Source organism: Bordetella genomosp. 12, from assembly GCF_002261355.1.
Lineage (GTDB): Bacteria > Pseudomonadota > Gammaproteobacteria > Burkholderiales > Burkholderiaceae_B > Bordetella.
In genome coordinates this window covers 755841-774513 of sequence record NZ_NEVU01000003.1, presented here as the reverse complement: position 1 = coordinate 774513, position 18673 = coordinate 755841, and the positions used below count along the sequence as shown (strand labels likewise).

At 65.4% G+C, this 18673-nt stretch carries 19 protein-coding genes; 10 read left to right on the top strand and 9 right to left on the bottom strand.

All coding sequences use genetic code 11. From position 1 onward, the window contains the following. Positions 1-55: 55 nt before the first annotated feature. Positions 56-427, bottom strand: coding sequence for an oxalurate catabolism protein HpxZ (hpxZ, locus tag CAL22_RS15740; protein ID WP_094814839.1), 372 nt, complete (start codon positions 425-427; stop codon positions 56-58). Between the two features lie 190 nt (positions 428-617). Between hpxZ and CAL22_RS15735 the strand changes: the two genes are divergently transcribed. Further along, complete coding sequence (locus tag CAL22_RS15735) at positions 618-1148, top strand: antibiotic biosynthesis monooxygenase (RefSeq protein WP_094814838.1); 531 nt, start codon at positions 618-620, stop codon at positions 1146-1148. On the opposite strand, the gene CAL22_RS15730 is transcribed toward CAL22_RS15735, so the two are convergent. From CAL22_RS15730 to CAL22_RS15705, 6 genes are read right to left on the bottom strand one after another with little or no spacing between them, the layout of a single operon-like run. After that, a complete protein-coding gene (locus tag CAL22_RS15730; protein ID WP_094816685.1) occupies positions 1145-1828 on the bottom strand; it encodes a GntR family transcriptional regulator in 684 nt (227 codons plus the stop codon). The two genes, CAL22_RS15735 and CAL22_RS15730, sit on opposite strands and share 4 nt — an antisense overlap. Next, positions 1825-3204 carry an AtzE family amidohydrolase gene (locus CAL22_RS15725; protein WP_094814836.1) on the bottom strand — a complete coding sequence of 460 codons (1380 nt, stop codon included), beginning with the start codon at positions 3202-3204 and terminating at the stop codon, positions 1825-1827. Before CAL22_RS15725 ends, CAL22_RS15730 begins: the two co-directional genes overlap by 4 nt. After that, positions 3201-3383: a DUF4089 domain-containing protein gene (locus CAL22_RS15720; RefSeq protein WP_094814834.1), complete on the bottom strand. Its 183-nt coding sequence runs from the start codon at positions 3381-3383 to the stop codon at positions 3201-3203. Before CAL22_RS15720 ends, CAL22_RS15725 begins: the two co-directional genes overlap by 4 nt. A gap of 21 nt (positions 3384-3404) precedes the next feature. Beyond that, positions 3405-4226 carry an ABC transporter ATP-binding protein gene (locus tag CAL22_RS15715; protein WP_094814833.1) on the bottom strand — a complete coding sequence of 274 codons (822 nt, stop codon included), beginning with the start codon at positions 4224-4226 and terminating at the stop codon, positions 3405-3407. 3 nt (positions 4227-4229) lie between these two features. Further along, positions 4230-5006 carry an ABC transporter permease gene (locus CAL22_RS15710; RefSeq protein ID WP_094814831.1) on the bottom strand — a complete coding sequence of 259 codons (777 nt, stop codon included), beginning with the start codon at positions 5004-5006 and terminating at the stop codon, positions 4230-4232. A gap of 3 nt (positions 5007-5009) precedes the next feature. Further along, positions 5010-6011 carry an ABC transporter substrate-binding protein gene (locus CAL22_RS15705; protein WP_094814829.1) on the bottom strand — a complete coding sequence of 334 codons (1002 nt, stop codon included), beginning with the start codon at positions 6009-6011 and terminating at the stop codon, positions 5010-5012. Positions 6012-6314: 303 nt separating this feature from the next. Here CAL22_RS15705 and CAL22_RS15700 point away from each other — a divergent pair, with 303 nt between their 5' ends. From CAL22_RS15700 to CAL22_RS15680, 5 genes are all read left to right on the top strand, one after another. After that, positions 6315-7613: an imelysin family protein gene (locus tag CAL22_RS15700; protein ID WP_094814827.1), complete on the top strand. Its 1299-nt coding sequence runs from the start codon at positions 6315-6317 to the stop codon at positions 7611-7613. A gap of 86 nt (positions 7614-7699) precedes the next feature. Further along, positions 7700-9103, top strand: coding sequence for a di-heme oxidoredictase family protein (locus tag CAL22_RS15695; RefSeq protein WP_432264318.1), 1404 nt, complete (start codon positions 7700-7702; stop codon positions 9101-9103). Next, the gene (locus tag CAL22_RS15690) at positions 9100-10170 is read left to right on the top strand and encodes an imelysin family protein (protein WP_094814822.1); all 1071 of its coding nucleotides are present in this window, start codon (positions 9100-9102) and stop codon (positions 10168-10170) included. Before CAL22_RS15695 ends, CAL22_RS15690 begins: the two co-directional genes overlap by 4 nt. Then, entirely contained in the window at positions 10160-11260 is a 1101-nt protein-coding gene (locus CAL22_RS15685; protein ID WP_094814820.1) for a DUF1513 domain-containing protein, read from the top strand. Before CAL22_RS15690 ends, CAL22_RS15685 begins: the two co-directional genes overlap by 11 nt. A 58-nt stretch (positions 11261-11318) precedes the next feature. After that, complete coding sequence (locus CAL22_RS15680; protein WP_094814818.1) at positions 11319-12167, top strand: mechanosensitive ion channel family protein; 849 nt, start codon at positions 11319-11321, stop codon at positions 12165-12167. A gap of 16 nt (positions 12168-12183) precedes the next feature. Here CAL22_RS15680 and CAL22_RS15675 read toward each other — a convergent pair whose 3' ends face one another. Next, the gene (locus CAL22_RS15675; RefSeq protein ID WP_094814816.1) at positions 12184-12939 is read right to left on the bottom strand and encodes an IclR family transcriptional regulator; all 756 of its coding nucleotides are present in this window, start codon (positions 12937-12939) and stop codon (positions 12184-12186) included. 176 nt (positions 12940-13115) lie between these two features. On the opposite strand from CAL22_RS15675, the gene CAL22_RS15670 reads away from it, so the two are divergent. Next, complete coding sequence (locus CAL22_RS15670) at positions 13116-14111, top strand: Bug family tripartite tricarboxylate transporter substrate binding protein (RefSeq protein WP_094814814.1); 996 nt, start codon at positions 13116-13118, stop codon at positions 14109-14111. Between the two features lie 99 nt (positions 14112-14210). Here the strand turns inward: CAL22_RS15670 and CAL22_RS15665 are convergent, their stop codons facing one another. Beyond that, positions 14211-15020 carry an RNA methyltransferase gene (locus CAL22_RS15665; RefSeq protein WP_094814812.1) on the bottom strand — a complete coding sequence of 270 codons (810 nt, stop codon included), beginning with the start codon at positions 15018-15020 and terminating at the stop codon, positions 14211-14213. 143 nt (positions 15021-15163) lie between these two features. Between CAL22_RS15665 and CAL22_RS15660 the strand changes: the two genes are divergently transcribed. From CAL22_RS15660 to CAL22_RS15650, 3 genes are all read left to right on the top strand, one after another. After that, positions 15164-15943 carry an inositol monophosphatase family protein gene (locus CAL22_RS15660; protein WP_094814810.1) on the top strand — a complete coding sequence of 260 codons (780 nt, stop codon included), beginning with the start codon at positions 15164-15166 and terminating at the stop codon, positions 15941-15943. Positions 15944-16143: 200 nt separating this feature from the next. Further along, complete coding sequence (locus CAL22_RS15655; protein WP_094814808.1) at positions 16144-17730, top strand: TerC family protein; 1587 nt, start codon at positions 16144-16146, stop codon at positions 17728-17730. A gap of 21 nt (positions 17731-17751) precedes the next feature. After that, positions 17752-18615 (top strand): undecaprenyl-diphosphate phosphatase, encoded by an 864-nt coding sequence (locus CAL22_RS15650; protein ID WP_094814806.1) that lies wholly within the window; start codon positions 17752-17754, stop codon positions 18613-18615. Positions 18616-18673: the final 58 nt, after the last annotated feature.

Sequence of the window (18673 nt, the reverse complement as noted above, 5' to 3'; positions counted from 1 at the left end):
GGGTTGACGGGAAACCCAGTGTAGACCCGTGGCGATGAGGGCTCAATGCATGGGTTCAGGTCATCTGGCTGACATGGGCCGCCACCACGCGCCAGCCGTCGGCGGTGCGCATCCACGTCTGACTCTGACGGCCGATGCGGCCGTCGCGGCGGAATTCCAGGTGCGTGGTGGCGACGTCCTCTCCGTAGGTCGTGATCTGGGTGCGCAGGACTTCACGGTCCAGGCCTGCCGGGCTGCGCTGCTTGCGGAAGGCCTGGATCATCTCGTAGCCGTAGAGGTTCTCGCTGGCGCCAAAGCGCACGGTGTGGGGGCTGTTCCAGAACAAGGCATCCAGCACGGCCACGTCGTTGCCGACCAGGGCGCGCTCGTAACGTTCGAAGACCTGCTGGACTTCAGCCAGGACGTGGGGCAGGTTGATGGCGGTCATAGGGCTCCGATGCACCGAAGCGGTGCTAGGGTTATCACCAATATGGTGTATGTTGCGGTGCAATAAAAGTGCAGGGAAGTCTTTCCGCCTCTGCTAGCACGGCAGAGATGCTGCGCTGCAAGGTTGGCACGGCGATTGCTAGGGTAACTACCGAGGCGCGATGTCGGCGCCGCTTGCCTAGGAGTCTGCAATGTCCCACCCCGTCACGATGTTAGTCACCCGGCGTATTTCGCCACAACGCTATGGGGCTTTCCTTGCCTGGATGCGCCAGGGAGAAATCCTGGCGGCCGGTTTTCCCGGTTTTTTGGGTTCCGGGGTGCTGCAGCCTCCCGAGGGCGGGGATCTGTACCAAATCGTGCTGCGTTTCGAGGATGAAGCCAGCCTCAAGCGTTGGGAGGGGTCGTTGCCGCGCCGCATGTGGCTCGAGCGTGGCGCAAGCCTGGTGCAGCACAGCGAGGTCGAGCGTGTCAGCGGCATCGAAAGCTGGTTTGGCGCACGCAAACTCGCGCCGCCGCGCTGGAAGCAGGCCATCAGCATCTGGATCGCCTACTTTCCGATGCTGCTGTTGTTCAGCACGCTGCTCAATGAGCAACTCAGCGCCCTGCCGGTGTTCTGGCGTGTGCTGGTCACCACCTTGAGCATGACGCCGGTGCTGTCCTTTATCTGCATTCCGGTGATCTCGCGCGTTCTGCATCGCTGGCTGCACGCTGGCCGCGCTTAGGCCGCCGTCAGGCTGCGCCGGGAGTACAAGCGGTGCAGGGTGATCTTGCGCACCTCGGCCTGGCTTTCGGCGATGTGGGTGCGCAAGAGATGAACCGCCCGCGTCGCATCGGCTGCCAGGATGGCCTGCAGGATGGCGCCGTGCTCTTCATAGGTTTTGTTCACGCGTTCGGCCATGGTGAAGTCCAGTTGCCGCACGATGCGGATGCGTTCCGTGGCTTCGCGGTGAATACGGGCGATTTCGGGATTGCCCGCCGCCCGCACCAGTTCCAGATGGAATTGCTCGTCCAGCCCCGCCACTGTCGCGCCATCGCGGCAGGGGTGCGGCGCCAGCCAGATGGCGATCAGCGTCTTGAGCAGCGTCGGCGCCTGGGGCATGGCGCAAAGCCGCTCGATGGCGTTCTGCTCCAGCACCAGGCGCAGGTCGTAGAAGTGATCCAGCGTGTCGAAATCCAGCGGGCACACCAGCCAGCCGTTGCGGTGCCGCACCTGCAGATAGCCCTCGCGCTGCAGGCGGAACAGCGCCTCGCGCACGGGCGTGCGGCTTACCTGTAGCCGTTCGGCCACTTCGGTCTCGGTGAACCGGTCGCCCGGCGCGAGCCGGTAGTCCAGGATGTCCTGTTTGACCGCGTCATAGACGGAATCCGCGCGCGACCGGATCTGCGCGGGGCCGGCGCTCATGCGGCGGCCTTGCGGCAAGCGGCCAGGCCGGCGCGCTCGAGCGCGCGTGCCGCTGCCAGGCAGAGGTCTTCGCGCCACGGGGCGGCAATCAGTTGGACACCCAGCGGAAGGTGTGCCGTGTCACCCTCGCCCTGCCAAAGCGGCGCAGTCGCCACCGGCAGCCCGATGCAGGAGATGGGCTGGGTCAGCAAACCCATGCTGGCACGCGCGGGCATCGCGCGGCCGGCCAGGGTCAGGGTGTCAGTGCCGATGGGCGTGGCTGGCACAGGCGTGGCCGGGGCGATCAGGACGTCATACTGCGCGAACCACGGCAGCACAGCCTCGCGGAAGCGCTGCCGGATGCGCTGGGCCTGCGTCACCCAGGTCGCGGGGATGAGGCTGCCTGCCACGAGACGGTCACGCGAATAGGGTTCATAGTCGTCGTAGCGGGCGATGAGCTGATGTCGATGCAGGGCGCCGCCTTCGGCGCCGGTGATGATGAACGCCGCCGCACGGGCCTGATCGGCGCCCTGCAGTGTCACCACATCGCGGGCGCCCAGCACCGAGGCGGCCGCCGCCACACTGCGCCGGGCCTGCGGTCCGGCCCAGTCGTCGAAGTATCCGCCCAGCACCGCCACGCGTAAGGGACGCTCATCCAGCGCGGGCAGGGTGGCTTCGAGGGGGCGTTGCGCGCAGGCCGGATCGTCGGCCCAGGGGCCTTGCATGAGATCGTAGGCCAGCGCGAGGTCAGGCACCGTGCCGGCCAGGGCACCGAGGTGGTCCAAGCCGTAGACGAAGGGGAAACTGCCGGAGCGTGGCAGCCTGCCATACGTGGGCTTCAGACCGAACACGCCGCATAGCGAGGCGGGCACCCGGATGGAGCCGTTGGTGTCCGAACCCAGCGTCAGCGGCACCAGGCCGGCGGCGACCGCGGCGGCACTGCCGCCGGAGGAACCGCCGGCGATCCGGTCCGGATCGTGCGGGTTGCGGCAGGGGCCGTAATGACTGTTCTCGGTCGTAAAGCCGTAGGCATGCTCGTCCATATTGAGCGCGCCAACCAGGACGGCGCCGGCGGCCCGCAGGCGCGATATGAGCGGGCCGTCCTGGTGCGCCGGCGCGTTGGCGGCATTGACCTTGGCGCCGGCCAATGTCACCACGCCCGCGATGTCGAACAGATTCTTCACGGCGTAGGGTACGCCGGCCAGGGGCGGCAGCGGCTCGCCGCGCTCGCGTCGGGCGTCGATCTCGGCGGCCTCGCGGCGCGCCCGTGCCTGCGTGACCTCGGTAAACGCATTGGAGCCGTCGGCGCGGATGCGGGCCAGGGTGTCGTCCAGAACGTCGACGGCGCGGCGTTGTCCGGCGGCGATCTGGCTGGCGAGGGTCAGGGCGCTGTTCATGCCCGATACACCGCGGCCGGTTCGGTCTCGAGCGGCAAGGGTTCGTCGGCAAACCCGGCCGCAATCGCCTGGATGCGCTCGAACTGCAGGCTGACCTCGCGCGTGGCGGCTTCGCTCAGGGCATAGCCCTGCAACAGCAGGGCGCTGCGGACATAATGGTCTATGGTGTCTTGGGTCATGACGGCACTCCGTTGCGATGCTTACTTGCGGACTTCGCGCTGGAAGATTTCCAGGCTCAGCTTCTTGGCATGGATGAAAGACGGCTCGCTCAGCGTCTCCACGGTGCGCGGCCGGGGATCGTCATAGTGCAGAATCTCGGCCACGCGGGTCGGGCGCTTGGTCAGCAACAGGATCTCATCGGCCAGATACACGGCTTCCTCCAGGTCGTGCGAGACCAGCAGCATCGTGGTGCCCGTCTGCATATGGACTTCTTGCAGCTTTTCGCGGATGAACAGCGTCATCTCGAAATCCAGCGCGGAGAAGGGCTCATCCAGAAACAGCACTTCCGGCCCCGGCGCCAGCGCGCGCATGATGGACGCGGTTTGCTGCTGGCCGCCCGACAGTTCATAGGGATAGCGGTTGAGGTCGAACTTGACGTCGAAGGAAGCGATCAGTTCTTCGACGCGGCGCTGCACCTCGGCCTTGCTGCGGCCTTCCAGGCGCAGCGGGTAGGCGATGTTGTCGATGGTGCGCAGCCACGGGAACAGGGCTTCGCGATAGTTCTGGAATACATAGCCGATCTTGGTCTGCGCCAGCGACTTGCCATCGAACAGGATCTCGCCCGAGTCGATGGGAATCAGGCCGGCGATCATATTGATCAGCGTGGACTTGCCGCAGCCGTTCGGGCCGAAGACCGAGACGATCTTGCCTTTGGGGATGTCGAGGTTGAAGTCCTTGTACAGCGGCGCGCCGGCAAATGTCTTGTGCAGGCCGCGGATGGTGATGTGCGTGCCGGCAGGTCCTGGCTGAAAAGGTTCGGGAAGGGGTTCGGGCCAGATGGTGGGATTGATGACGGTGCTCATGGCTTACCTGCCGCTCCAATGGACGATGCGCTTTTCGATCAGCAGAAAAAGGATGTTCAAGAGATAGCCCAGGGCGCCCGCGGCCAGGATGGCGGCGTACATCTCGCGCACATTGAGTACCTGCTGGGCATTGATGATGCGGTTGCCCAGGCCGCTTTCGGCGCCGATGAACATTTCCGCCACGATGACGATGACCAAGGCCATCGATACGCCGCTGCGCAGACCGACGAAGGTCTGTTGCAGGCTTTCCCAGATGAGCACGTCCTTGAACACGCGCCAGCGCGAGGCCCCCATCACCCGCGCCGCCATCACGCGCTGTTTGCGCGCATTGAGCACGCCATAGGCGCTGTTGAACACGATGACCAGCAGCGAGGCGAAGGCGGCGATGGCGACCTTGTTCATATCCGTCACGCCGAAGATCATCAGAAACAGCGGGATGAGCGCCGACGACGGCGTTGAGCGGAAAAAGTCGATCAGGAACTCGACGCTGCGGTAGAGCTTTTCATTGCTGCCCAGCAACACGCCCAAGGGCACGCCGATGATGGCCGAGATGACGAAGGCCTGCAGGCTGCGATTGACCGACGCAATGAAGTCGGTGAGCAAGGGGCCGCCTGCCAGACCCTTGACCAGGGCGGTGAGGGTGGCGCCCGGCGTGGGCAGCAGCACCGGACTGACCAGCGACAGCCGCAACGTCAGATCCCAGACCAGAAAGAGGGCCAGCGGCCCGATCAGGGGCAGCCAACGCGTGAAGTCGCGGCCGCGTTTGGTGGAGGTACTCATGAATCAACCCTTGTAGAGCATGCTGGCCACGTCGACTTTCTGCGCGAAGACGCCTTTGTCTGCGAACAGGTCAAAGAACTTCTGGAAGTACTGGACGTCGCTGTCGGTGAACTCGTTGTAGAGCGTGTAGGCGGCCAGCGGGACTTCCTGCGTCATGGGGCCTTCGATGGCGGTGTAGCCCTTCATGTATTGGCGCGCCTCTTCGGGGTGTTTGCGCACCAGGTCGATGCCGCGGGCATACGCCTGGATGAAGCGCTTGGACTCTTCGGGATATTTCTTCAAGAAGGCGGTGGTCAGCGAGGCCGATCCGCCAAACCAGGGGGCCATGGGATCGCCCAGCACGTATTTGGCGATGACGCCGGCTTCGAGCACGCGGGTGGTGCCGTTGAGGCGGCCGACCGTGCCGGTGGGTTCCAGCGTGTAGCAGGCATCGAGCTGGCCGGCTGCCACGGCTGCCACATGCTGGCTGATGGCCAGTTCGACCACGGTGGCGCCGGTCGCGCCAGCGCGCTCGAGGACGGTGCGCGCCAGGGTGGCGTTCTGTATGCCCGGGCCCGAGCCCACTTTCTTGCCCTTGAGGTCGGCGATGGATTTCACCGGGCTGTCTTTGGCGACGATGAACTCGTCCAGCACATACTGGGCATTGCTGGGATTGGACGCAAAAATCTTGAACAGGCCGGGCGAGGCGATCTCGCCGATGGCCAGGTTGGCCGAACCCGTGCCATTGGCGCTGCCGTCAGAGCGGCCGGCCAGCATGGCTTCCATCACTTGTTGAGCGCCGGCGAACTTCTGCGGTTCCACGTTCAGGCCGGCTTCTTTGAAGTAGCCCTTTTCCACGGCGGCGTAAAAGGGCAGGCCGGCAGCGACGGGCCAGAAGCCGATACGGATGACCGGCCCGCTTTGCGCGCGGCTCAGGGCGGGCAGGCCGAGGCAGGCTGCGCCCAGCGCGGCGCTTTGCACCAGACGGCGGCGGGACAGGTTGATGGCGGACGAACGTTGGCTCATGAAGGCGCTCCGGTTGGCGCTTGTCTTGGCGACAAGCTTGTATACCAACCCAAGCAAAGAGCGTGCCAGCGTCTGCCTATCGTCGCGACGCGGCTAGGCGTGCGGGTACGGCGGGCCGCCACGGGGTCGCAGGCCGAGGTGATGCACCGTCATGGTGCGTGTTCTTGGCCCCAAAACAGGCTGCCGGGCGCAAAAGCTGACTGTATTCTGAACGGCAAACGAAAATTGTTTACACTTGCATTCGCCAAAAAAATGTCATCAAACGGGCTGGCCGCGGGGCTGCCCTCAATCAGGAGAAGTTGGATGCGAAAATTGCTGCAAGGCATGTTGCTGGTGGCCGCCGCCGTGTCGGGGGGCGCCCAGGCCGCGGTCGAACCCAAGGCTGTCGTCAAAACCTATGCGGACATCGCCGCGGCGGGCTATCAGGACTCTCTGACCACCGCGCAGGCTTTGCAGAAGGCGATCGATGCGCTGATCGCCAAACCCAGCGAGGCCACATTGGCCGCCGCTCGCCAGGCATGGATCGATGCACGCGTGCCTTATCAGCAGACCGAGGCCTTCCGTTTTGGCAATCCCATCGTCGATGACTGGGAGGGCAGCGTGAATGCCTGGCCCCTGGACGAAGGGCTGATCGACTATGTCGACGCCTCGTACGGCACCGAGAACGACGAAAACGCGTTTTACGCCGTCAACGTAATCGGCAACGCCAAGATTTCTGTGGGCGGCAAGACCATCGACGCCAGCAAGATCACGCCCGAGCTGCTGTCGGAGGTCCTGCACGAGGCCGATGGCAACGAGGCCAATGTGGCGACCGGCTATCACGCCATCGAATTCCTGCTCTGGGGCCAGGACCTGAACGGCACCGGCCCGGCACCCAAGGATCGCACCGGTACGCCGCAGCAGCGTCACGCGGGCAACCGACCGCACACCGATTTCGATCCCAAGCACTGCACGGGCGGCAATTGCGAGCGCCGCATCGAGTTTCTCAAGGCTGTGACGCAACTGTTGGTCGACGATCTGCAGCAGATGTCCGATCAATGGAAGAACGAAGGCGCCGCGCGCAAGGCGGTTTCCGAGGATCCCAAGGCGGGTCTGGTCGCCATGCTCACCGGCCTGGGCAGCCTGTCGTACGGTGAACTGGCTGGCGAGCGCATGAAGCTCGGCCTGATGCTGCACGATCCCGAAGAAGAGCATGATTGCTTCTCGGACAACACGCATAACTCGCACTATTACAACCAGCTCGGCATCCGCAACGTCTACCTGGGCAGCTACGCGCGGCCCGACGGCAGCAAGGTGCAAGGCGAGAGCCTGTCCGGCCTGGTCAAGGAAAAAGACCCCAAGCTCGACGCCGAAGTGCGCAGCAAACTCGACGCGACCGTGGCCGCCATGCAGGCGATGCGCGATCGCGCCGAGAAGGTCGAGACCTACGACCAGATGATTGCCGAAGGCAATAAAGAGGGCAATGCCGTGGTGCAGGCCGCCATCGATCGCCTCATCGATCAAACCCGCAGCCTGGAGCGCGTGATCGCCTTGCTCGAACTGGGTGACGTGGCCATCGAAGGGTCGGACAGCCTGGACAAACCGGACGCCGTGTTCAAGTGAGGCGACGGGTTCTGTGGCTTTTGGCTGCGCTGGCTTCGGCCGGCGCCGGCGCGCGCAGTGATCTGAGCGACGATGATCTGGAGCGGGTGCGGAGCATCACGGCGCCGGCGGCCGACTTCTCGGCCGCCGAGCCGTTCGAGACCATGCAGGCCGGCGCGGCGACCATCAAAAAGCTCATCAATGCCGATATCTTTTCGCATGCGTCCGGCAATCTGAGCTTCGAGGGGCGTCAGCAGTTTCTGGTCGGCAATGGCCTGTTCCGCAAGGACTGGGTATCGGCGCCGTCGTCTACCCAGGCCTCCGACGGCCTGGGGCCGTTGTTCAACGCCCGTTCCTGCCAGGCCTGTCACGTCAAGGATGGTCGGGGTTCGGTGCCGGGGTTTGATCCGCTCGAGCGCACCGATGCGGTGGCGCTGCTGTTGCGTCTGGCAGTCCCGGCGGCCGCGCCCGCCGGGACTGCCCTGTCGGCGGCGGAACTGGCCGCATTGCCTGACCCGGTTTATGGCAGCCAGTTGCAGAATTTCTCCGTGGCCGGCTTGCCCAGCGAAGGGCGCGTCGAGGTCGATTACACCCCTGTCACCGTGCCCTTGGCCGGGGGCGAGACGGCCACGCTCATGCGGCCGGCCTACCGTATCGAAGACCTGGGCTATGGCCCCCTGCATCCCGAGGTGCAGATTTCGCCGCGCCTGGCGCCGCCCATGATCGGGCTGGGGCTGCTCGAGGCCATCCACGAAGACGACATCCTGGCCAATGCGGCCCAGGACAAGGGCGATGGCATTCGCGGCAAACCCAATTGGGTGCAGGACTTGCGCACCGGCCGCCAGGTGTTGGGCCGCTTCAATTGGAAAGCCGGCCAGCCCACGGTCGAGCAGCAAAGCGCTTCGGCCTTCTCCAACGACATGGGGCTGTCCTCGCCGCTGTTTCCCAGCCACTACGGCGATTGCACCGCCGCGCAGCCGTCCTGTGCCGAGATGCCGCATGGCGCGCAGCCCCATCTGGGCGAACATGAGGTGCCCGGGCGCCTGATGGATTTCGTGACCTTTTATTCCAAGAATCTCGCCGTGCCGCAGCGGCGCGATGCCGATGACGCGCGGGTGCTGGCGGGCAAGAAATTATTCTACGAGGCCAATTGCATAGGCTGTCATGTGCCTAAGTACGTGACGCGCCGCGACGCGAAACAGCCCGAGCATCAGTTCCAACTGATCTGGCCCTACACCGATCTGCTCTTGCACGACATGGGTGACGGTCTGGCCGATGGCGTGAGCGAAGGCCAGGCCAGCGGCCGCCAGTGGCGCACGCCGCCGCTCTGGGGTATTGGGCTGACCGCGCAGGTCAACCCCAACGCCACGTATCTGCATGATGGCCGGGCCCGCAACTTGCTGGAGGCCATTCTCTGGCACGGCGGCGAGGCGCAGGCCGCGCGCGATCGCGTGGTCGAGATGACGCCGGCCGAGCGTGCCGACCTGATCCGCTTTCTGGAGTCTTTATGAAGTCCCCGCTTTTATTGCTGGCTGGTGTGCTGTCCGCCGCGTCTGCCTGGGCCGCGCCGCCGACCGATCTGGGTCAGCGGCTGGCCGAGGGCTATGCGCGCCCGGCCATGATCCGCCTGGACGACAGTGCGCGCGGCATGCACCGCGACCTGCAGGCCTGGTGCAAGACGCCGGGACAGGCCGGCGCGGACAAGGTTGCGGCGTCCTTCGACGCCCTGGCGCAAGCCTGGGCCGGCGTGGCGTTCCTGCGCTTCGGGCCGCTGGTCGAGGGTAATCGTTACGAGCGCCTGTATTTCTGGCCGGATCCACGCGGCGTCATGCCCCGGCAGGTGCAAAGCGCGCTGGCGGCCGCCGACCCGGCCGCGCTGGCCGAAGGCGGCCTGGCCGGCCGCAGCGTGGCCGTGCAGGGCCTGCCCGCGCTGGAGTATCTGCTCTACGGCGAGCCGGCATTGCTGCGCGCCTCGGCGCCGGCGGCGGCCTCGTCGGCCTATCCCTGCGCTTACGCCACGGCGGTGGCGGCGAATATCCAGGGATTGGCCGCGCAGTTGCGCCAGGCCTGGAGCCCGCAGGCGGAGTTCGGACGCCAGTTCACCGCGCCGGCCAGCGCCAACGATCTTTACCGGGATCGCCAGGAGGTGGCGGCCGAGGCCATGAAGGCGTTGTCGACCGGCTTGCAGTTCGCCCGCGATATCAATTTGCTGCCGGTGCTGGGCGCGGATGCCCAGGCCGCCCGTCCCAAGCGCGCCGCCTTCTGGCGCAGCGGCCAGGCAGCGGCCACCCTGGCGGCCAGCGTGCGCGGGATGCTGGCCTTCTATCAGGCTGGCGGGTATGGATATGCGCCGGGCTCGCAGGGCCTGGACGCGACCCTGACGCATGAATTGCAGCAGGCGATCACGCTGGTGGCCTCGGTGCCGGCCGAGGCGGAGGCGGCCTTCACGCAGCCCGAGCCGCGCGCGGCATTGACGCTGGCGGCCATGGTGCTCAAAAACGCCAAGGACGTGGTCGATCAGGATATCGCCCCGGCACTGGGCGTCACGATAGGATTCAACGCGCTCGATGGCGATTGACCGACGCGAGTTTCTGGCGCTGGGGGCCAGCGCCCTGCTGTTGCCGGGCCGGGTGTTGGGCGCGCCGGCCGAGGAGGCGCTCTATGTGACGGCGCGTCTGCGCGCGGGCCGCCACGAGGTGGTGGTGCTCGATGAGCGCGGCCGGGACCGGCTCGCGCTGGCCATGCCTGACCGCGGCCACAGCTTCGCCATCGACGGCGAGCGGGCCACGGTGTTCGGCCGCCAACCAGGTTTTTTTGCGCTGAGCTTCGATCTGCGGGGGCGGCAACCCGCGCAGGTGATCGAGGCGGCCGAAGGCCGGCATTTTTTCGGTCATGGGGTGTATCTGCCGGGCGGCCGCCTGATGCTGGCCACCGAGAATGATTACGAGGGCGGGCAGGGCGTGATCGGGATCTATGACGTCAGCGCCGCGCCGCGCCGGGTCGGCGAGTTCTCCAGTGGCGGCATCGGGCCGCACGAGGTCATCCTGATGCCGGATGGCAAGACCCTGTGCGTGGCCAACGGCGGCATCCTGACCCATCCCGATTACGGCAAACTCGAACTCAACCTGGATACCATGCGGCCGTCGCTGGCCTATCTGGATGCCGCCAGCGGCGAATTGCTCGAGAAGGTCGAACTGGACGCGCGCTGGCACAAGCTTTCCATTCGCCACCTGGCCTTGGCCGGCGATGGTTCGGTGTGGTTTGGCTGCCAGCATATGGGGCCTGCCCATGAGCGTCCCGCGCTGGTGGGACGCCATCGGCGCGGCCACGCGCCGGAATGCTTTGCCGGCGATCCGGAGCGTTTGCGCGGCATGCGCAACTATGTCGGGTCTGTGGCGGCCGACGCCAGCGGCCGCATCATCGCCACCTCCAGCCCGGTGGGCGGGCAGGTGCTGTATTGGGATGCCGCCAGCGGGCGGCAATTGGGCGCCACCGATCTGCCGGATGGCTGCGGCGTGGCGCCGGCGCCCAAGAGCGATTTTCTGGTTTCGAGCGGATTGGGCGCCATGGTGCAGACCGGGCCGCAGGGGCAAACCGCCACCTTGATGGCGCCTGGCCGGGAGCAATCCTGGGACAACCATTTTCGCCGGGCGCCGCGCTTGGGGTGATCCCGCGCTTCTGCTAGAGTCCGGATGTTACTGATGCCGGGACTGGGCAGGAGATCACATGAAAGAATGGTTTGTAGGCATGGGTGCAGCCATGCCCCAATTGCTGGAGCTGGGCATCAACCTGCTCGTGGCGCTGCTGATACTCATCATCGGCTGGTGGGTATCGTCTTTGCTGGGGCGCTGGGTGCGCCGCATGGCGCAGCGTTCGCCGCGCATCGATCCGACCATCGTGCCGATGTTCCAGACCACCGTGGTCTGGGCGGTGCGCATCTTCACCGTGATTGCCGTGCTGGCCCGTTTCGGCGTGCAGACGGCCAGCCTCATTGCCGTGCTGGGTGCCGCCGGCCTGGCCGTGGGCCTGGCTTTGCAGGGCACACTGCAGAATATCGCCGCGGGCATCATGCTGCTGATATTGCGGCCGATCCGCACGGGCGAGTACATCGCACTGAGTTCCGGCAACGAGGGCACGGTCGAAGAGGTCGGCCTGTTCCTGACGCGCTTGGTGCAATCCGATGGCATCAACATCACCTTGCCCAACAGCGCGGTCTGGGCCTCGACGATCACCAACTACAGCCGCAACGTCAACCGCCGTTGCGACATCCCGGTGATCATTCATTACGCCGATGATCTGGAGGCCGCGGTGACCCGCCTGGAGGCCCTGGTCAAGGACCACCCGCTGGTCGAAGCGGCGCCGGCGCCCGTGGTGCGCGCCATCGAGTACCGCGACAATGGCACCGTGGTGAATATCCGCGTCTGGACCAAGGCTGCCACCTACTGGGATCTGCGCTGGGATTTGTTCCAGCAGATCCGCCGCAAGCTGGCCGAGGCCGGCTTCCGCCCGCCCATTCCGGTGCGCGAGATCCAGGCGCCGCCCGCGGCCGACAAGGACAAGGACGCCGCGGCCTGACGCCGCGCGGGCCCGCTTAGGTCTTGAGGCGGGCCAGTTCGGTCTTGATCCAACCGGCGATCTCTCGCTGGCGTTGCGCGGGCATGCGGTCGATGATGGCCGTCACGCTGACGGCCAGCAACGGCAGGCCCTGCGCGTCGAGCAGGGCACAGCCCACCCCCAGGGCGCCGCGCACCGCATGGTTGCCCACCACGGAATAGCCGCGTGAGCGCGTGTTCTCGATCAGGCGGTGCATTTCGTGGGGAGTCATGCCGCCAAACTCATCCAGCCGTCCGGAGTTGCGCGTCACAATGCCATGCGCCGTCTCGTCGGGCAGCGCGGCCAGGATGGCCATGCCTCCGGACCCCACGCCCAGCGGCTGGCGCTTGCCCGCATAAGTCGCCAGGATTTGCACCGGGTAGCTGCCGATTTCCCGCTGCAGGCTGACGGAATCGTCGCCATCGCGCACCACCAGAAAGACCGCGTCGCCCGTGCGCTCGGCCAGGCGCCTGAGAGTCGGCAGTAATTGGCGCACGCGCGGATCGGGCGAGGCGGCATCCGGCTCGCCGCCGAGTTCGGCGCGGTATTTTTTACTGCCTTGAATGGTGGACACCAGCCCTGCCTCCAGCAGGGCGGCCAGCAGCCGATAAATGGTCGGGCGCTGGATGCCGGTTTGCCGTGCGATGTCGGTGACGCTCAGCCCGTTGTTACCCTGGTCGCGCAGGGCGGACAGCACGGTCAGCCCCCGGCGCAGGGTGCGCGGCCCGGCAGCCGCGGTCTCACTCTCTTGCATGTATGTCTCTGATTATCAATGCTCAATCTCGGCTCGTCAGGCCAGCCCCCCGGGGGAGCGGCAAGCGTCCGTAGGGTGGACTCTACCTTGCCTGAACGCCGGTGTATAGCGCATCATCCGAAAAATCATAATTTTTATACGTCCATACCATGGACATTTTGCATGGAGACAATCGCATGACATTGGCCAAAAAGCCTCGTCTGGCGCGTGCCCTCACCGGCTTGATCGCCGGTGCCATCAGCGCCTTTGCCCTTAGCTCAGCCCCCGCGCAGGCCGCCTATCCGGACAAGCCCGTGCGTATCGTGGTGGGATTTTCCGCCGGCGGCACCACCGACGTGATCGCCCGCATCATGGCCAAGGAATTGACCGAAGCGCTCGGCCAATCCTTCGTCGTCGAAAACAAACCCGGCGGCGGCAGCAATATCGCCACGGACTACGTGGCCCGCGCCACGCCCGATGGCTACACGCTGCTGTTCGTGGCCGTGACGAGCGCCATCAATCAGACGCTGTATTCCAACGTCAACTTCGATCTGGTCAAGGACTTTGCCCCCGTCGCGCTGGGCGCCAAGGTGCCGAACGTGCTGGTGATCAATCCCCAGGTGCCGGTCAAATCGGTCGAGGAACTGGTGGCCTATGCCAAGGCCAACCCGGGCAAGCTGGCCTTTGCCTCGTCGGGCAGCGGCACCTCCATTCATATGGCGGGCGAACTGTTCAAGCAGCGCGCCGGCATCGATGTCCTGCACGTGCCCTATAAGGGCAGCGCGCCGGCGGTGACCGACCTGATCGGCGGCCAGGTGCAATTCATGTTTGACAATATGCCGTCGTCCTGGCCTCATGCGCAATCGGGCAAGCTGCGCGCCCTGGCGGTGACCACGGCCGAGCGTTCCAAGAGCGCTCCGGATCTGCCCACCATGCAGGAATCGGGCTTTGACAAGTTCGACGTCTCGTCGTGGTTCGGCCTGATCGCGCCTGCCGGCACGCCCCCGGATGTGATCGAGAAGTTGAATGCGGCAATGAATAAGGCCCTGGACAAAGCCTCAGTGCAGAAGTCCTATGAGAGCCTGGGCGCGGTGGGGCAAAAGACCACACCGGCCGAGTTTGGTGCTTTCATCAAGTCGGAAGTCGAAGGCTGGGCCCCCGTGGTCAAGACTTCGGGCGCACGCGTCGACTGATAAGTAGCACGGCGAAGCAGGGGGGCTGGCGCGGCGCGCCGCCCCTTTTTTTTCGTCTCGCGCCCCAAGCCGGCCGCCAGGGCCGGCAGGGTTCTAGACTCAGTGCGAGTCGTCCTTGCGGCTTTTGCGCGGTGCCGCGCGCCCGGCGACATCGATCATGGCGGTGCACACCCCGCGCAGCATATCGATTTCGTCGCGGGTGAGTTCGGCCCGCGTGAAGAGGTGCCGCATGCGCGGCATGAGTTTCTTGGGGTGGGCCGGATTGAGAAAATCCACTGCCACCAAGGCCTGCTCCCAGTGCGCGAGCATGGCATGCACGGCTTCGCCGCTGGCCGGTTGCGCGCCCGGATCGGGCTGTTGCGCGCGCGAAGCGGGCAGCAGGGTGGCGCCCGAGGCCTCCAGCAGCGCATAGCGCAACTCCCAGGCCGCCAGTTGCAGCGCCTGGGCCACGTTCAAGGAGCTGTATTCGGGGTTGGCCGGGATGTGGCAGATGCGCTGGCACAGGCCGATCTGTTCGTTCGTCAGTCCGGATCGTTCCGTCCCTAAAACAATGGCCACCGCGCCGTCCGGATTCTGATCCAGGTGTTCCCGGCTGAGCGTGGCCGCCTGGCGGATGTCGCAAGGCGGCGGGCCGAGGTCGCGCACCCTGGCGGTCAGGGCAAAAGCCAGCGTGACCGGCGCCAACGCCTCTTCGAGCGTGGCGCAGATCTGCGCGCGCTCGAGGACATCGGCCGCGCCGCTAGCCAGGGCCACTGCCTCGGGTTGGGCCGTCATGTCGGGCATCCGGGGGTCGACCAGAACGAGGTCGGCGAAGCCCATGGTCTTGATGGCGCGTGCGGCCGAACCCACGTTGCCGGGGTGGCTGGGCTGCACCATGATGAAGCGAGCGCGTGAAAATTCTTGAGTCATTTAAAATGGGAGGTTTGGCTTTGTGCTTTCCTGGATTTTGCGGGGCGCAGGCTGGGAGCCGCAGGGCAAATTGCCCTCAGGCGAAGTACGATACTCCCTTGCCATGCATCTGCGCAGGCCAGGCCTTTACCGAACGGAATTCTATGCACCCGATGCTCAATACCGCCATCAAGGCGGCTCGCCGTGCCGGCGCCATCATCAATCGCGCCAGCCTCGATCCCGACCGCCTGACCGTGGCGCGCAAGGGTCCGCGCGATTATGTCACGGAAGTCGATCGCGCCGCCGAGGAGGCCATTGTCGAGGCCTTGCGCACGGCTTACCCCGACCACGCCGTGCTGGGCGAAGAATACGGCCTGCAAGGCCCGGATCAAGCCGAGTTCCAGTGGATCATCGATCCCCTGGACGGCACGACCAACTTCATCCACGGGTTGCCCAATTATGCGGTTTCCATCGCGCTGACGCAGCGCGGCCAGGTTACGCAGGCCGTCGTCTATGACCCGGCGCGCAACGAGCTGTTTACCGCCAGCCGTGGCGGCGGCACCTTCCTGAATGACCGCCGCGTGCGTGTCTCCGGCCGCATCCGCTACCACGAGGCATTGCTCGGCGCGCACTGGCCCACGCCGGCCGACGCCGACCAGGGCAGTTCGCGTTTCCGCGCCATGGCCGAAGGCAGCACCGGCGTGCGCCGCCTGGGCTCGACCGTGCTGGAGCTGGCCTATGTCGCCAGCGGCCGCCTGGACGGTTTCTGCGGCGTGGGCCTCAAGCCCTGGGATCTGGCCGCGGGCAGCCTGCTGGTGCTCGAGGCGGGTGGCCTGGTGGCGGATTTCGACGGTGAGCAGGGTTGGATGGATTCCGGCAATGTGCTTGCCGGCAGCCCGAAGATCTTCACCCACATGCTGACGGCGCTGCAGCCCAAGCCCTGATCCGGCCGGGCAGCCCTGAGACGGCGGCTCGCTGAACCGACCCCCGAAAGCGGGATACGCATCCGGCTTTCGGGGGTTTTTCATCTTGTCGTCAGCATCGTCGCCGCGGACGGGATCGCCGCGCGCCGCGGGGCTTTGTCACCCGCGTGACACATTTTTTCCATGTACGATAATCGGTCCTGTAACTTGTGGAGTGCCTGATGGAGTGGCTGCTGGACCCCGCCGCGTGGGTCGGCCTGCTTACCCTTGTCATCCTTGAAATCGTCCTCGGGATAGACAACCTCATCTTCATCGCCATTCTGGCGGACAAGCTGCCTCCGTCGCAGCGCGACCGCGCGCGTATCGTCGGCCTGAGCCTGGCCCTGGTGATGCGCCTGGGCCTGTTGTCCGTGATGTCCTGGCTGGTCACGTTGACGCAGCCGCTGTTCTCCGTCGGCCCCTTCTCCTTCGCCGGCCGGGACCTGATCCTCATGCTGGGTGGCTTCTTTCTGCTCTTCAAGGGCACGATGGAGCTGCACGAACGCCTCGAAGGCGGCGGACAGGATGTGGTGGGAGGATCGCGTTCCTATCCGAGCTTCTGGGTCACGGTCACACAGATCGTGGTGCTGGATGCGGTCTTTTCGCTGGACTCGGTCATCACCGCCGTGGGCATGGTCGACCATCTGGCCATCATGATGATCGCCGTGGTCATCGCCATGGGCATCATGCTGGCCGCGTCCAAACCGCTGACCCGCTTCGTCAATGCCCATCCGACCGTGGTCGTGCTGTGCCTGGGCTTTTTGCTCATGATCGGGTTTTCGCTGCTGGCCGAAGCCTTTGGCTTCAAGGTGCCTAAAGGCTATCTGTATGCGGCCATCGGCTTCTCGGTGCTCATCGAGGCGCTCAATCAAGTGGCGCGGCGCAATCTGCTCAAGCTCGATGCCCGCCGCCCCATGCGCGACCGCACCGCCGAGGCCGTACTACGCATGCTGGGCAAGCGGCCGCAGATGATCGACCCGGACCAGGAGCCGAATCGGCAGACGCCGGCTTCGGGCGCCTTCGGTGTGGAAGAGCGCAATATGGTCAGTGGTGTGCTGACGCTGGCCGAGCGTTCCATCCATTCCATCATGACGCCGCGCATCGATGTCTCATGGGTCAACATCGAGGATGACCCGCAGGATATCCAGAAGCAGATCATGGATACGCCGCACAGCTTCTTCCCGGTCTGCCGGGGGTCTCTGGATGAGGTCATCGGTATCGGCCGCGCCAAGGACATGGTGGCGGATCTCATGGCCGAGGGGCAGGTGCGCCGCAACCGTCTGCGCGACCCCATCATCGTGCACGAGTCCATCGGCATTCTGCGCCTGATGGAAACGCTCAAGCGCTCGCGCGGCCAGCTGGTGCTGGTGGCCGACGAATTCGGGGCCATCGCCGGCCTGGTCACGCCGATCGATGTGTTCGAGGCCATCGCGGGCGAGTTTCCCGACGAGGACGAGGTGCCCGATATCATCGCCAAGGGCGATGGCGTCTGGGAGATCGATGGCGCGGCCGACCTGCGGCATGTGGAGCAGGTGCTCGACACCGAGGGCCTGATCGACGAGTCCGAGGATTACTCCACCCTGGCGGGCTATCTGCTGATGCGTTTCGGGCAGTTGCCCAAGCCTGGCGATAGCTGCGAGTACGAGACGCCGTATTTCCGCTTCCGCTTTGAGGTGCTGCGCATGGATGGCCGGCGCATCGCTTCGGTGCGAGTGGAACGTTCCGTCAACGAAGCGCTCGAAGACCCTGATAATTACGACCACGACTAAATTTTTGCGGATGTACCCCCTGTGAGCGACAGCACGCTTTATCTTCTGAAGGCATTTTTCCTCGGCATCATCGAGGGCCTCACCGAATTTATTCCGGTCTCCAGCACCGGTCACCTCATCCTCTTTGGTGACTGGATTCAGTTCGAGTCCAGTTCGGGCAAGGTCTTCGAGGTGGTGATCCAGCTGGGTTCCATCCTGGCGGTCATGTGGATTTTCCGCGCCCGCTTGTGGCAGCTGATCCGCGGCACGCTGTGCGGCGAGCGCCAGGAGCTGCTGTTCACGCGCAATCTGATGTTGGCCTTCCTGCCGGCCGCGGTGATCGGGGCCATCTTCATCAAGAGCATCAAGCAGACCTTCTATCACCCCGGCGTGGTCGCGGTCACGCTGGTGATCGGCGGCCTGATCATGTTGTGGGTGGAGCGGCGCGCACCGCACACCCCGGGGGATGCGCCGGGGGCCGCCGACGACACCGCTTCCGACGAACGCGCCACGGCGCGCCGTCTGGAGGACATCAGCTGGAAGCAGGCGCTGGGCGTGGGTGTGGCGCAATGTCTGGCGATGATTCCGGGCACCTCGCGCTCGGGCGCAACCATCATCGGCGGCATGATCGCCGGCATCCAGCGCAAGACGGCGACCGAATTCTCTTTCTTCCTCGCCATGCCCACCATGCTGGGTGCGGCCGTCTACGACATGTACCGCAACATGGATGTGCTCACCAGCCACGATCTGAGCGGCATTGCGGTCGGCTTCGTGGCGGCATTCCTGAGCGCGCTGGTGGTGGTGCGCGCGGTGCTGCGCTTCGTGGCCAACCACACCTACCGCGGCTTTGCCTGGTATCGGATCGCGCTCGGGCTGGTGGTGGCTGTCTGGCTGCTGAGCAAGTAGGCGCTTGCCAGTCATGAAAAAACCGCCCCGTGGGGCGGTTTGCTGCGTTCCGGGCGTG

Coding starts and splice junctions, on each gene's coding strand:
- hpxZ (WP_094814839.1), bottom strand. CDS start 427: ATGACCGCCATCAACCTGCCCCACGTCCTGGCTGAAGTCCAGCAGGTC.
- CAL22_RS15735 (WP_094814838.1), top strand. CDS start 618: ATGTCCCACCCCGTCACGATGTTAGTCACCCGGCGTATTTCGCCACAA.
- CAL22_RS15730 (WP_094816685.1), bottom strand. CDS start 1,828: ATGAGCGCCGGCCCCGCGCAGATCCGGTCGCGCGCGGATTCCGTCTAT.
- CAL22_RS15725 (WP_094814836.1), bottom strand. CDS start 3,204: ATGAACAGCGCCCTGACCCTCGCCAGCCAGATCGCCGCCGGACAACGC.
- CAL22_RS15720 (WP_094814834.1), bottom strand. CDS start 3,383: ATGACCCAAGACACCATAGACCATTATGTCCGCAGCGCCCTGCTGTTG.
- CAL22_RS15715 (WP_094814833.1), bottom strand. CDS start 4,226: ATGAGCACCGTCATCAATCCCACCATCTGGCCCGAACCCCTTCCCGAA.
- CAL22_RS15710 (WP_094814831.1), bottom strand. CDS start 5,006: ATGAGTACCTCCACCAAACGCGGCCGCGACTTCACGCGTTGGCTGCCC.
- CAL22_RS15705 (WP_094814829.1), bottom strand. CDS start 6,011: ATGAGCCAACGTTCGTCCGCCATCAACCTGTCCCGCCGCCGTCTGGTG.
- CAL22_RS15700 (WP_094814827.1), top strand. CDS start 6,315: ATGCGAAAATTGCTGCAAGGCATGTTGCTGGTGGCCGCCGCCGTGTCG.
- CAL22_RS15690 (WP_094814822.1), top strand. CDS start 9,100: ATGAAGTCCCCGCTTTTATTGCTGGCTGGTGTGCTGTCCGCCGCGTCT.
- CAL22_RS15685 (WP_094814820.1), top strand. CDS start 10,160: ATGGCGATTGACCGACGCGAGTTTCTGGCGCTGGGGGCCAGCGCCCTG.
- CAL22_RS15680 (WP_094814818.1), top strand. CDS start 11,319: ATGAAAGAATGGTTTGTAGGCATGGGTGCAGCCATGCCCCAATTGCTG.
- CAL22_RS15675 (WP_094814816.1), bottom strand. CDS start 12,939: ATGCAAGAGAGTGAGACCGCGGCTGCCGGGCCGCGCACCCTGCGCCGG.
- CAL22_RS15670 (WP_094814814.1), top strand. CDS start 13,116: ATGACATTGGCCAAAAAGCCTCGTCTGGCGCGTGCCCTCACCGGCTTG.
- CAL22_RS15665 (WP_094814812.1), bottom strand. CDS start 15,020: ATGACTCAAGAATTTTCACGCGCTCGCTTCATCATGGTGCAGCCCAGC.
- CAL22_RS15660 (WP_094814810.1), top strand. CDS start 15,164: ATGCACCCGATGCTCAATACCGCCATCAAGGCGGCTCGCCGTGCCGGC.
- CAL22_RS15655 (WP_094814808.1), top strand. CDS start 16,144: ATGGAGTGGCTGCTGGACCCCGCCGCGTGGGTCGGCCTGCTTACCCTT.